We start from the raw sequence: 14,128 nt of genomic DNA on the forward strand, positions 1-14,128 counted from the left end.
CGCAGATCCATGAGCTTCAACAACATTGTTCACAATACGCGCTCCTGGGCGCGGCATCACCTGAGTCTGCGCACCGTGCAGGTGCGGCGTTTCAGCCATACCCGGCCGCTGCTGAGCGCCGGCATCCTGGTGGCAGGCGGTTTGGTGTTCGGCCTGATCGGGCGCAGTGCCTTCGGCATGGCCCAGGTTTCCTACCTGCAGGCCAAGACCGCCAAGCAGCAGGTCGAGCTGGAGCAGGTCAAGCGCGGCGCGCAGCAGGAAGTCAACGCCATGTCCGCGCGCCTTGGCGAACTGCAGGCCCAGGCCAACCGCCTCAACGCGCTGGGCGAGCGCCTGACCCAGATGGGCAAGCTGGAAGACGGCGAGTTCAATTTCGATGAGCCGGTCGGCGTCGGCGGCCCGGAAGGCGCGACCAGCGACATGCCGCCGCGCGAGCTGAGCCAGGGGCTGGAGGAGCTGCAGACCAAGTTCGATGCGTCCGGCCAGCAGCTCTCGGTGCTGGAGTCGTTGCTGTTCAACCGGCAGCTGGACCGCAATGCCACGCCCTCGCGCATGCCGCTGGCCAACACCTACATCACCTCGGGCTTCGGCGGCCGCGCCGATCCGTTCGGCGGTGGCGGCGAGCGCCACAAGGGCATTGATTTCAAGGCCAACGTCGGCGATCCGGTGCTGTCGGTGGCCGATGGCGTGGTCACCTTCGCCGGCGTGCGCAGCGGCTACGGCAACGTGATCGAGGTCGATCATGGCAACGGCTACGTCACCCGCTACGCGCACAACTCGCGCCTGGTGGTGAAGCCGGGCGACCTGGTCCGCGCCGGGCAGACGGTGGCCAAGGCCGGTTCGACCGGGCGTTCGACCGGTGCGCACGTGCATTTCGAAGTGTGGGAAGATGGGCGCGTGGTCAATCCGCGCAAGTTCCTGGGCGAGAACGCCAACACCCCGGTGGGCGTGCGCGGGCGCGGCTGAGGCAAGGCCCGTCAGGACGCCTTGATTCGTCCGGCGGCGCCCCAAGCTACAATGTCGTGTTGCCGGAACGGGGCGCCATGCGCCCTGTTTCGTTTTTCGGCACCCGGCCTTGGGGATTGAAAGAGGTCGAGGCGGTGCCGACGCTCCTTTCCATTCCGGTTCCTTCTTCATGATCAACAGCTTGCTCACCCGCGTCTTCGGCAGCCGCAACGAACGTCTGCTCAAACAGCTCGACCGCCTGGTGGCGCGCATCAATGCGCTGGAACCTGAGATCCAGAAGCTCAGCGACGACGAGCTGAAGGCCAAGACGCCCGAGTTCCAGAAGCGCATCGCCGACGGCGAAGCCCTGGACAAAGTGCTGCCCGAAGCCTTCGCCGTCTGCCGCGAGGCCTCCACCCGGGTGCTGGGCCTGCGCCACTACGACGTGCAGCTGGTCGGCGGCATGGTCCTGCACCTGGGCAAGATCGCCGAGATGCGCACCGGCGAAGGCAAGACCCTGGTCGCTACCCTGCCGGTGTATCTCAACGCGCTGGAAGGCAAGGGCGTCCACGTGGTCACGGTCAACGACTACCTGGCCCGTCGCGACTCGGCCCAGATGGGCAAGCTCTACAACTGGCTGGGCCTGAGCGTGGGCGTGGTCTACCCGGGCATGCCGCACGGCGACAAGCGCGCCGCGTATGCCGCCGACATCACCTACGGCACCAACAACGAATTCGGCTTCGACTACCTGCGCGACAACATGGCGATGGCGCGCGAAGACCGCCACCAGCGCAGCCTGCATTACGCGATCGTCGACGAAGTCGACTCGATCCTGATCGACGAAGCCCGCACCCCGCTGATCATCTCCGGCCCGGCTGACGATTCCCCGGAGCTGTACATCCGCGTCAACCGCATCGTGCCCTCGCTGATCAAGCAGGAAAGCGAGGAAGGCGAGGGCGATTATTGGGTGGACGAGAAGTCCAAGCAGGTCCACCTGTCCGAAGCCGGCCAGACCCATGCCGAAGACCTGCTGCGCCAGGCCGGCATCCTCAAGGACGACGAGGACGACGGCCTGTATTCGCCGCAGAACCTGGGCGTGGTCCACCACCTCAATGCCGCCATGCGCGCGCACGCCATCTACCAGCGCGACGTCGACTACATCGTGCGCGACGGTGAAGTGGTGATCGTCGATGAGTTCACCGGCCGTACGCTGGTGGGCCGCCGCTGGTCCGATGGCCTGCACCAGGCCGTGGAAGCGAAGGAAGGCGTGCCGGTCCAGCGCGAAAACCAGACCCTGGCCAGCATCACCTTCCAGAACCTGTTCCGCATGTACGGCAAGCTGGCCGGCATGACCGGTACGGCCGATACCGAGGCTTACGAATTCCAGAGCATCTACGGCCTGGAAGTGATCGTGATCCCGACCAACCGCGCGACCATCCGCAAGGATTCGTCCGACCAGGTGTTCCTCAACCGCAACGGCAAGTTCAACGCCGTGCTGGTGGACATCCAGGACTGCTACGCGCGCGGCCAGCCGGTGCTGGTGGGCACGACCTCGATCGAGACCTCCGAGCTGCTGTCCGAGCACCTGACCAAGAACAAGGTTCCGCACGAAGTCCTCAACGCCAAGCAGCACGAGCGCGAAGCCTCGATCGTGGCCAACGCCGGTCGTCCGGCCGCGGTGACCATCGCCACCAACATGGCCGGTCGCGGTACCGACATCGTGCTGGGCGGTTCGCTGGAGTCCGAGTTGCACGAGCTGGGCGAAGACGCGCCGGAGCTGGACATCGCCCGGGTCAAGTCCGAGTGGAAGACCCGCCACGAGCAGGTCAAGGCCGCCGGCGGCCTGCACATCGTGGGCACCGAGCGCCACGAATCGCGTCGTATCGACAACCAGCTGCGTGGCCGTTCCGGCCGCCAGGGTGACCCGGGTTCGTCCCGCTTCTACCTGTCGCTGGAAGACAACCTGATGCGCATCTTCGCCAGCGACTGGGTGCAGAAGGCGATGAAGCTGATCGGCATGAAGGAAGACGACGTGATCGAAGATCGCCTCGTCAGCCGCCAGATCGAGAAGGCCCAGCGCAAGGTCGAGGCGCACAACTTCGACATCCGCAAGAACCTGCTGGACTTCGACGACGTCAACAACGACCAGCGCAAGGTGATCTACGCCCAGCGCGACGAGCTGCTGGACGCCGAGTCGGTCAAGGACAACATCGAAGGCATCCGTGGCGACGTGGTCGCCGACCTGGTCGCCCGCCATGTGCCGCCGAACTCGATCGACGAGCAGTGGGACCTGCCCGCGCTGCAGGCCGAGCTGGCGTCCGAGGCCGGCGTGGACCTGCCGGTCACCCAGTGGCCGCAGGACGTGGAAGAGCTGGATGCCGAGCGCATCGAGGCGCGCGTGCAGGAGGCGATGAACGCCCACTTCGAGCAGAAGGAAGCCCAGATCGGCGGCGAGACCATGCGCGCGCTGGAAAAGCACGTGATGCTGACCGTGCTGGACAAGGGCTGGAAGGAACACCTGGCGCGCATGGATTACCTGCGCCAGGGCATCCACCTGCGCGGCTACGCGCAGAAGCAGCCCAAGCAGGAGTACAAGAAGGAAGCCTTCGAGCTGTTCTCGGAGATGCTGGAAAGCGTCAAGCGCGAAGTGGTCACCATCCTGGCGCGCCTGCGCGTGCGCAGCGAGGAAGAAGTGGCCGAGATGGAAGCGCAGGAGCGTCGCGTGGCCGAGGCCCAGCAGCGCGCCATGCAATTCCAGCACGCCGAGACCGGCGGCTACGGTGCCGACGAGGAAGCTGCGCAGGCGCAGGCCGCCCAGGCCGCCGCCGCCGGCATCCAGGGCACGATCCTGCGCGACGAGCCCAAGGTCGGTCGCAACGATCCGTGCCCGTGCGGCAGCGGCAAGAAGTTCAAGCACTGCCACGGCCAGCTGACCTGATCGCAGGTTTGCCACGCTGAAAAACGAAAGCCCGGAGGCGCTGCTTCCGGGCTTTTTTCTTGGGCGCGTTTCTCCGCCGAGGACGTCAGCGTGGGCGCGGCTTCTTCGGTGGGGCAAAGCCGGGCTGGCCCTCCTGCTCGGCCAGTTGGGGCACGCGCACGAGCTTGGTGGTGTCCACGCCGTGTGCCTTCATCTTCGCGACCAGCTCGGCGTACTGCGCATCGGGTAGGTCGGCGCTGCGCGAGAAGATCCAGGCCAAGTCGCGGCCGGGGTAGTCGACCAATGCCCAGGAATAATCCGGCGCGGTTTCCAGGATGCGGTACTTGGTCGGGATCACACTGAAGAACCAGGTGGTCCAGCGTCGGTTGCCGCTGCCGTCCTTGACCGTGGCGCGTGAGTTCAGGTCCTTGATCGGTTCGCCGAAGCCTTCCTGATAGACGTAATGCACGCCGATGCTGCCGTTGGGCCGCAGCGTGTATTCGTCGCGGCTGGCCACATGGCCACGCTCGCCGAAGTACGGCACATGCGCGATCACGTGCCAGGCACCCATGAAGCGCGGCAAGTCGATCGGCGGCGTGGCAGGCGCTGAGGCGATGGGCATGGGCGAGGTTCCGCAGGCGGCGAGCAGGGACAGCGCGGCCAGCGCGAACAGGCGCCGACGGCGGACGGGCGGGGCAGTGGCGCTGGGAGCGTGCATGGCCGTGAGGCTAGGCCTGGGCATGTCAACGCGATGTTCCGGCGGGCGGCGGCGGGGCGTCGCAACCGGTGAGAAGGCCGGCGCGCAGCCTGCGTCTCCAGACCCGACAGGACGCACCGCCATGGCTCACCCAACGCACGCCGCCCGCACCGCTTCCCACGCCGATCCGCGCCTGGAGCTGGTGCTGCGGGTCATCGCCCTGACCGGGTTGGCCCTGGTCCTCCTGCTGCCGGCCGGACGCGGCAGCACCGAACTGCTGGGCTGGACGCCGTTGTGGCTGGGCGTGCTGCCGACGGTGGCCTGGTGGTCGCTGCATCGCTTCCGGCTGCCGTCTTGGCCCGCACCGGTGCGGGCCGCGATGGAGGTGCCGGTGCGCCGCCGTCGCCCGGGCGCGCAAGCCCGTCGACGCAGGCCGATGCTGGCGCAGATGTCACGCGCCGCCTGACCTTCGGCACGGGCTGGGGCCCGCAGGGCGTGTGCTAGCGTGCGGCGGCATCCTGCCTCGTACGGAGACCCGCCTTGAATCGACTCGCCCTTGCCCTGGTGGCCGGCATTGCCGCCAGCGGCGCCCAAGCCCAGGAGACCGCCGTGACCAACGACCCTTACCAGTGGATGGAAGAGGTCGAAGGCGCCAAGCCGCTGGCCTGGGTGAAGGACCAGAACGCCAAGACGGAAACCGAGCTGGCCGGCACGCCGCAGTTCAAGCAGCTTGAAGGCGACATCCGCACCATCCTGGATTCGGACGCCAAGATTCCCTACGTCGAGAAGATCGGCGACCACTACTACAACCTGTGGAAGGACAAGAACCACGCGCGCGGCGTCTGGCGCCGCACCACGCTGGCCGAGTACCGCAAGCCCAATCCCACCTGGGAAACGGTGCTGGACATCGACGCGCTCAACGCCGCCGAGAAGGAAACCTGGGTCTGGCACGGCGCCGAATGCCGCAAGCCCGACAACACCCGCTGCCTGATCGCGCTCTCGCGCGGTGGTTCCGATGCCGACGTCACCCGCGAGTTCGACCTGACCACCAAGACCTGGGTCGAAGGCGGCTTCTATCGTCCCGCGGCCAAGGGCGGGCTGGGCTGGATCGACGCGGACACCGTCTATGTCTACACCGATTTCGGCGAGGGCAGCCTGACCAGTTCCGGCTATCCGCGCATCGTCAAGGAATGGAAGCGCGGCACGCCGCTGGCCTCGGCCAAGGTCGTCTATGAAGGCAAGGCGGACGACATGTACATCGCCGCCGGCCACGATGCGACCAAGGGCTTCGAGCGCGACTTCGTCACCCGGACCATCGCTTTCTACAATGACGAGCTGTACCTGCGCGGCAAGGACGGCACGCTGGCCAAGGTCGACGCGCCCAACTCGGCGCAGAAGTCGGTGCAGCGCGAGTGGCTGGGCCTGGAGCTGCGCGAGCCGTGGACCGTGGGCGGCAAGACCTACAAGGCCGGCTCGTTCCTGGTCACGCGCTTCGATGACTTCATGGCGGGCAAGCGCGACTTCGACGTGCTGTTCGAGCCGACCGACACGACCTCGCTCGCCAGTGCCACGCTCACCCAGCACCACATCGTGCTCAACGTCATGCAGGACGTGAAGAATCGCCTGAGCGTGCTGACCCACACCGATGGCAAATGGGTGTCCGCGCCGCTGAAGGTCGGCGATTCGGCCTTCGGCGCGATCGCCGCCAGCGCGGTGGACAGCGAGGAGTCCGACGCGCTGTGGCTCACCGTCACCGACTACCTGACCCCGACCACACTGATGCTGGCCGACGCGGACAAGCCGGACGCGAAGATCGAGCCGCTGAAGACCATGCCGACCTTCTTCGACGCCTCGCGCGATGTGATTGAGCAGCACTTCGCCGTGTCCAAGGACGGCACCAAGGTGCCGTACTTCCTGGTGCGGCCGAAGGACCTGAAGTTCGACGGCACCGCGCCGACACTGCTGTATGGCTACGGTGGCTTTGAGATCTCGATGACGCCGGGGTATTCCGGTGGCATCGGCAAGGGCTGGTTGGAGAAGGGCGGCGTGTACGCGGTCGCCAACATCCGCGGCGGTGGCGAATACGGCCCGCGCTGGCACCAGGCCGCGCTCAAGGCCAACCGCCACAAGGCCTACGAGGACTTCGCCGCGGTGGCGGAGGATCTGGCCACGCGCAAGATCACGTCCCCTGCGCATCTTGGCGCGCAGGGCGGCAGCAACGGCGGCCTGCTGATGGGCAACATGCTCACCCAGTATCCGCAGTTGTTCGGCGCGATCGTGGTGCAGGTCCCGCTGCTGGACATGAAGCGTTACAGCCACCTGCTGGCCGGCGCCTCGTGGATGGCCGAGTACGGCAATCCCGACACGGCCGACTGGGACTACATCAAGACGTTCTCGCCGTATCACCTGTTCGACGCGTCCAAGACCTATCCGCCGACCTTGTTCATGACCTCCACGCGCGACGACCGCGTGCATCCGGGCCATGCACGCAAGATGGCGGCCAAGATGCTCGACGCCGGCAAGGACGTGCGTTACTACGAAAACATCGAAGGCGGCCACGGCGGCGCGGCAAACAACGCCCAGTCCGCGCACATGAACGCGCTGGCCTACAGCTTCCTGTGGCAGCAGTTGAGCCAGTAAACCGCTGATGCCCGGCCGCTCGCCCGCTGCAGGACGCACGGGCGCAGCGACCGGTGCCCTTGCAACCCGCCCCTGACGGACCTATCCATGAAGCCTCTTCCCGCTCTGCTGGCCGCGACCCTGCTGATGACCACTTCGATCTCCACCACCTTCGCCGCCACCGACGCCACGCCGCCGGACGTGGCCAAGAAGCCGCATGTGGTCAAGGCGCCGTTCGGTGCCGAGCGCCAGGACGAGTACTACTGGCTGCGCGACGACGATCGCAAGAATCCGCAGATGCTCGACTACCTCAAGGCCGAGAACGCCTACGCCGATGCGGTGCTGGCGCCGCTCAAGCCGCTGCAGGACACGCTGTACAAGGAGATCGTCGCGCGCATCAAGCAGGACGATGCTTCCGTGCCGTATCGCGAGCGCGGCTACTGGTATTACACGCGCTACGAGACCGGCAAGGATTACCCCATCCACGCGCGCCGCAAGGGCAGCATGGACGCGCCGGAAGAAGTCCTGCTGGACGTCAACGCGCTGGCCGAAGGCAAGGGCTATTACAGCGTCGGCGATTGGGACGTCAGCCAGGACAACCAGCTGCTCGCCTATGTCGATGATGCGGTGGGCCGCCGCCAGTACACGATCCGCTTCAAGGACCTGGCCACCGGCAAGGTGCTGCCCGACGAGATTACCGGCGTCTCGCCCAACGTGGTGTGGGCCGATGACAACAAGACCCTGTTCTACGTCGAGAACGATCCGGAAACCCTGCTCACCGTGCGCGTGAAAAAACACGTGCTCGGCACGCCGGCGGCGCAGGACGCGCTGGTCTACGAAGAGCACGACGACAGCTTCTACATGGGCGTGGGCCGCACCCGCGACGACCAGTACATCACCATCGGCGTGCACAGCACGGTCTCCAGCGAGGAGCGTTACGCGCCGGCCGCCGATCCGAAGACCTTCACGGTGCTGGCGCCGCGCGCGCGCGATGTGGAATACGACGCCGACCACTTCGACGGCCGCTGGGTCATCCGCACCAATGCCGATGGCGCCACCAACTTCAAGCTCGTCACCGCGCCGGACAACGCCACCACGCGCAAGCAGTGGAAGGACTGGATCGCGCACAGCGAAAGCGTCTACATCGATGGCTTCGAGCTGTTCGATGGCTTTACCGCGATCGGCGAGCGCTCGGAAGGGCTGGAGCGCATTCGCCTGCTGAACAAGGACGGCAAGTCCGAGTTCGTCAAAGCCGATGAACCCGCGTATTCGATGGGCCTGGACGTCAATGCCGAGCACGACACGCCTTGGTTGCGCTATAGCTACACCTCGCTGACCACGCCGGCCACCACTTACGAGCTCAACACTGTCACCGGCGAGCGCCGTCTGATGAAGCAGCAGCCGGTGCTGGGCTACGACCCGTCCAAGTACACCACCGAGCGGTTGTGGGTGACCGCGCGCGACGGCACCAAAGTGCCGGTGTCGCTGGTTTACAAGCATGGCTTCAAAAAGGACGGCACCGCCGCGCTGCTGCAGTACGGCTACGGCAGCTACGGCGCGTCGATGGATCCGGGCTTCTCCGGCCCGGTGGTGAGCCTGCTGGACCGCGGCATGGTCTACGCCATCGCCCACATCCGCGGCGGCGAGGAGATGGGTCGCGCCTGGTATGACAACGGCAAACTGCTCAACAAGAAGAACACCTTCACCGACTTCATCGACGTCACCGAGGCGCTGGTCAAGCAGGGCTACGCGGCGAAGGATCGCGTCGCGGCGATGGGCGGCAGCGCCGGCGGCCTGCTGATGGGCGCCATCACCAACATGGCGCCGGACGACTACCGCGTGATCATCTCGCAGGTGCCGTTCGTGGACGTGGTCACCACCATGCTGGACCCGACCATCCCGCTGACCACCAACGAGTACGACGAGTGGGGCAACCCGGAGAAGAAAGCCTTCTACGACTACATCGTCGCCTATTCGCCGTACGACAACCTCAAGGCGCGCGCGTATCCGGCGATGTTCGTCGGCACCGGCCTGTGGGATTCGCAGGTGCAGTACTGGGAGCCGGCCAAGTACGTCGCCCGCCTGCGCGACCTGGACACCGGCAAGCAGCCGGTGGTGTTCCGCACGAACATGGAAGCCGGCCACGGCGGCAAGTCCGGCCGCTTCCGCCGCTACCAGGAAATGTCCGAGTACTACGCCTTCATGCTGGACCAGCTGGGGCTGGCGAAGATCAACTGACGCGAACTTCCAGCATCGTGTGAACCAAAAGAGGGCGACGGAAACGTCGCCCTCTTTGCGTGTAGGACAAGTCTGATTTTTGTATCGAACGCAATGAAGTGTGCGTTGCGTTGTCGCAAGGCACGCCATTCGATTGGGTTCGATGTTAGGATCGCCACAGAGTCAGGAAGACTCGATTGCCCAACGCGCCTGAGAGCAGGTGCAGGAAGACTTCAAGGAGGAAGTGATGCGTCCCGAAGACGCTGCCGATATTTGTTGCCCGCCGACTGCGCCCTGCAGTTCGTTGCGTCTTTCCGTTTGACCGCTTGCATCCCGTACTCGATGGCGCATGACGCGCCATCGCGTCCGATGTCGTGCTTTTCCCTATGAAAAAGGACCTTTCATGAATCGTATCTATCGCCTTGTCTTCAACCGCCAGCTTGGCGTGATGCAGGTGGCTTCGGAGCTGGCTAGCTTCACAAGTGCTGCTCAGGGCGCAGCTTCATTCAGCTCGAAGGGGATGTCCCGCGCTGCCCTGTCAGTGGCTTTGGTCGCAATTCTTGGGCTTGCCAGCGCAAGCTCGGTACAAGCTCAGAGTCGCTACTACTTCACGCAGGACGGAACGGTTTCGACACCGTTGCTGCTGGATGAGCGAGATGCGTACGTAGGTCCGAATGCCGGTGATGACGTCACGGTGCTTGTCAAAGATCAAGGCAGCATTGATGTGACGACCGATCAAATCGGGTACACCGGCCACTTCTACATCGGCTGGTTTAACAACACCAAAGCCAAGGTGGTCGTCGATGGACCCAATGCAAGCATCTATACCGAGAAGGAAATCACGATCGGGAACAGCGATGCCCAAGGGACCCTGATCGTCCAGAACGGTGGCCTTGTTCAAACGGGCGATCATCCACCTTCCTCTTCTTCCACCACGCAAAGCTATGTGGTCGTCGGACTCAACGGCCAGCTCATCGTGGAAAATCCCGGCTCGCGCCTGATCACCGGCGTGGTGACCGCGGGTGATCGAAATGTCTATGGCACGCCGGGCGAGGATCTCAATGGCTTCCTGATCGCGCGTGATGGTGCGACGCTGGTGTCGCGCTATGCGAATTTGTACTCGCACGGACTAGACGATACAGCCGCGGCAACCGTCACCGGCGCCGGCACAACATGGACCATCGAAAACCAACTATGGGGCGGCGGCCTGGATCTGCTAGACGGCGCCAAGATGAGCGTCGGCTCCGCCACGATCACGTCCGATGCTCGCACCACCGCCAACTACGATATTCACGAACCGCAGGTTTTGATTTCCGGGCAGGACACCTCGCTCACCAGCGCAGGTAACGTCAATGTCGAATGGGGCACGGTGACGCTGGCCGACGGCGGACGCCTGGAGTTGGGCGCGAATGAGATCCGATTGTCATCCCGCTCCACGCTCTTCAAGAGCGATTCGGCCGGCGCGCTGACAATCGGTGGCAGGACCAAGTGGGAAGATTCCTCCTTCCCGGATATCGGCGAGGTTTCTGCGGCCACGGCGGCGGGGTATGTCAATCCGGAAGCAAAGATCCGCTTCATGGACAGCGATCTGCTCAACAACAGCGGCTTGATCTTCAACCATACCGAGACGGATTACGTGTTCTCGAACACGCTGATCAGCGATCGCACCGGTGATGGCAAGATCTTCAACCTGGCTGGGCATACCACACTGACTGGCGACCTGACGGCCTTCTCGGGACACTTTGGTGTGTCGGGCGGCACACTGGTGCTGGACGACAGCGTTTCGATGGCCACGGGGGCTTCCAGCAATTCGACCAATACGCCTGCCTTCATCGTGGAGAACGGCGGTGCGTTTGTCGTGGATGGGTCGATCAAGACCCGGCTGGGCATCGTGACCTCGCACTATGGCGTAGTCACCGGGATTTCGGATGACGGCACGAACAGCGCGCCGGGTGGCATCCTCGGCGGTTCGGGACTCATCGACACGAAATCCACCTCGGGCGCCGCGGGCGCGGTCTATGTCTACGACGGCGGCACGATCGCACCTGGTCACGACGGGGTAGGAACGCTCACGATCGACGGCGGTCTTGCGCTTGGTTTTGCCACCTCTGGCTTGTACGGCAAGTCCGATACGCTGGATCCGGCGCATCTGGACATCGACATCAAGGCCGATGGCACCAGCGACAAGCTGGTCGTGACCGGGGCCACGCAGATCGGCAGTGCAGCGACCAGCACGTTGCCTGCGCTCACCGCCGACGTGCGGGTGACGGCGCTCGATGACGCGACCAGCTACCAGGATGGCCAGCAGTACACCATCCTGACTTCGACAGGTGGGATCACCGGACAGTTCACGGGTGTTACCAGCCAATCGGCGTTTTTGCGTCCCACGCTGACCTATGACGCCAATAACGTGTTCTTGAATCTTGCGCTGTCCATCCAGGACATCGGTAACGGCCAGGTGCTGGCAGGGGTGCAGGACCAGGGCACCACCCGCATCCTTTCCGGCGGCACGCTCTCGCCGGGGACCGCCGAATCGCCGATCGGCACGATGCAGTTCAACGGCGACCTGACCTTCGCAGCCGGCGCGTTCTACGACGTCGACATCAAGGGCGCGACCACCACGACAGCCAGTGCGTCCGGGACGACGTTCAAGGCGGCCGCAGTGTCCAGCGTCAACGATCTGGTCAATGTCTCAGGCAAGGCCACGCTGGACGGCGGTACAGTGCGGGTCACCGCGCTGGATCCACAGGCGAGCTACCAGGATGGTCATGTCTATTCGATCCTCCATGCCGATGGTGGTGTCAGCGGAACTTTTGCCGGCTCGGCGAGCCGATCCGCGTTCCTGACCACCGACCTGTCTTACACGGCCAACGACGTGCTGCTGGGCATCAAGCTGGTGACGGCTGGCAGTGGCGAGTCCGGTGGCGACGATGACGACAACAGCACGCCCGGCACGGACCTGCCACCGCCGATCTTCGAAACCGTCGCCAACAGCCGCAACCAGTACAACATCGCGCAGGCACTGGATACGTTGCCGCAGCAGGGCGAGGCGTTGGCGCTGTACAACCAGCTGTTGATGCAGGACGCTGATTCAGCACGCGCTGCCTTCGGCGATCTGTCCGGCGAAGTACATACCGCGACACGCTCGGCGCTGCTTGATGACCGCTTTCTGCAGGACGGCGTGCGTCAGCGGCTGGCGGGGCAGGCAGTGGGCATGGACGACAACGGGCTTGGCGTCTGGGTTGCGGGCAGCGGCGCCACCGGTCACTTGGACGGCGACCAGAACGCAGCCCGCACCGAAGGCCAACGACAGGGCCTGATGGGCGGCGTGGACTGGACGCTGGGCGAGGACACGGTGATCGGCGTCGTCGCCGGCAACGAGGACCTCCAGCAGCGCGTGCCGCAGTGGCAGTCCACGGCGGACATCGATGCGAACGCGGCCGGCGTGTACGCCGCGACACATTGGGGCGCGCTGTCGCTGCGTGGCGGCGTGAACTACGCCGACTACGACGTCGACACGCGTCGACAGGTGGTGGTGGGTGCCACGGTCGATCAGGCCATCAACGCCAGTTACAAGGCCCACGCCACCACGTTCTATGCCGAGGGTGGCTGGGACTTCGTTTGGGACACGCTCTCGCTGACGCCGTACCTGGCGGTGGCCCACACGCGCCTGGAGACCGACGGCACGACCGAAGTTGGCGGCAGCACAGCGCTGGTGGTGGCCGACAGCAAGGACGAGTTGCTGACCAGCACCGCCGGCGTGCGTGCGGCCTGGGACATCAGCGGTGGCCAGAGCGATGGCGCGGTCCTGACTGCGGGCCTGGCCTGGCAGAACGCCTCGGGCGAGCTGAAGGCCGACAGCCGGGCCAGGTTTGCCGCGGGCGGTGACAGCTTCACCGTCTATGGCACGCCGCTGGCGCGCAATGTGGCGATCGCTGAGCTGGGCGTGGGCGTGAACACCGGGACGCGCAGCCGCCTGTCGCTGTCCGCACAGGGCCGTGCCGGCGATGGCCTGCGCGAGTTCGGGGCGCAGCTCAACTGGGCATGGAAGTTCTGACGCAGCACTGCGGTTGAACTGGGCGACCACAGACCCCGCGGATCGATGATCCGCGGGGTTTTGCTTTGCCTGCGCAAGCCTAGGGTGTTCGAATGAATTTCCGACTGCCAATCGCCTGTAAAACCTGCGTTCGATGTCACAACTTGCAACGCAGCGTACGGTTGTCGCGATGACGCGTGCACATCGGCTGGGCGACAATGTGGCTGTGGACACGCCACTCCCTCCCGAGGTTTCGCCGCCGCCCAGTCGTTTCCGCTGGGCGTGGTGGCTGCTGGCCTGGACCAGCCTGATCCTGGGCGTGGTGGGGATGTTCCTGCCGGTGATGCCGACGACGGTCTTCATCCTGATCGCGGCCTTCGCCGCCTCGCGTGGTTCGGAAAAACTCCACCGCGCGCTGCTGTCGCATAAGCATTTCGGCCCCCTGATCCAGGATTGGCAGACCCATGGCGCGGTGCCGCGCCGGGCCAAGTGGCTGGCCACCTGGACGATGCTGGCGAGCGCGGTGTTCACCGTCACGGTCATGGCGATCTTCGCCAGCCACCATTGGTGGATGTCGGCCCTGCCGATCGTATGCATGGCGGCGGTGGTGATCTGGCTGTGGCAGCGGCCCGAGCCGCCTGCGCAGGTCGATAATCCGCCGATCGGCGGCTGAACCGCGCCGCGCGCGTGGCCAGCG

8 protein-coding genes are annotated in these 14,128 nt (G+C 65.1%); 7 read left to right on the plus strand and 1 reads right to left on the minus strand.

Annotation, left to right across the window (positions count from 1 at the left end; genetic code table 11):
* Positions 1-9 precede the first annotated feature (9 nt).
* Positions 10-966, plus strand: coding sequence for a M23 family metallopeptidase (locus BMZ17_RS00975; RefSeq protein ID WP_093134043.1), 957 nt, complete (start codon positions 10-12; stop codon positions 964-966).
* A 169-nt stretch (positions 967-1,135) separates the two neighbouring features.
* On the plus strand, positions 1,136-3,883 hold the full coding sequence (secA, locus tag BMZ17_RS00980) for a preprotein translocase subunit SecA (RefSeq protein WP_093134046.1): 2,748 nt from the start codon (positions 1,136-1,138) through the stop codon (positions 3,881-3,883).
* Between the two features lie 85 nt (positions 3,884-3,968).
* Here the strand turns inward: secA and BMZ17_RS00985 are convergent, their stop codons facing one another.
* Positions 3,969-4,484 carry a lipocalin family protein gene (locus tag BMZ17_RS00985; RefSeq protein WP_093137970.1) on the minus strand — a complete coding sequence of 172 codons (516 nt, stop codon included), beginning with the start codon at positions 4,482-4,484 and terminating at the stop codon, positions 3,969-3,971.
* A gap of 217 nt (positions 4,485-4,701) precedes the next feature.
* Between BMZ17_RS00985 and BMZ17_RS00990 the strand changes: the two genes are divergently transcribed.
* The 5 genes from BMZ17_RS00990 to BMZ17_RS01010 all read left to right on the plus strand — a co-directional run bounded on the left by BMZ17_RS00990 (position 4,702) and on the right by BMZ17_RS01010 (position 14,104).
* Positions 4,702-5,025, plus strand: a complete 324-nt coding sequence (locus tag BMZ17_RS00990; RefSeq protein ID WP_175485440.1) for a hypothetical protein — start codon at positions 4,702-4,704, stop codon at positions 5,023-5,025.
* 74 nt (positions 5,026-5,099) lie between these two features.
* Positions 5,100-7,199, plus strand: a complete 2,100-nt coding sequence (locus BMZ17_RS00995) for a prolyl oligopeptidase family serine peptidase (protein ID WP_093134049.1) — start codon at positions 5,100-5,102, stop codon at positions 7,197-7,199.
* Between the two features lie 87 nt (positions 7,200-7,286).
* On the plus strand, positions 7,287-9,416 hold the full coding sequence (locus BMZ17_RS01000) for a S9 family peptidase (RefSeq protein WP_093134053.1): 2,130 nt from the start codon (positions 7,287-7,289) through the stop codon (positions 9,414-9,416).
* Positions 9,417-9,798: 382 nt separating this feature from the next.
* A complete protein-coding gene (locus BMZ17_RS01005) occupies positions 9,799-13,452 on the plus strand; it encodes an autotransporter domain-containing protein (protein ID WP_175485441.1) in 3,654 nt (1,217 codons plus the stop codon).
* A gap of 169 nt (positions 13,453-13,621) precedes the next feature.
* On the plus strand, positions 13,622-14,104 hold the full coding sequence (locus BMZ17_RS01010) for a YbaN family protein (RefSeq protein WP_093134062.1): 483 nt from the start codon (positions 13,622-13,624) through the stop codon (positions 14,102-14,104).
* The last annotated feature ends 24 nt before the right edge of the window (positions 14,105-14,128 follow it).

The sequence above is a fragment of the Pseudoxanthomonas sp. GM95 genome (assembly GCF_900109775.1).
In the GTDB taxonomy this organism is placed as follows: Bacteria; Pseudomonadota; Gammaproteobacteria; order Xanthomonadales; family Xanthomonadaceae; genus Pseudoxanthomonas_A.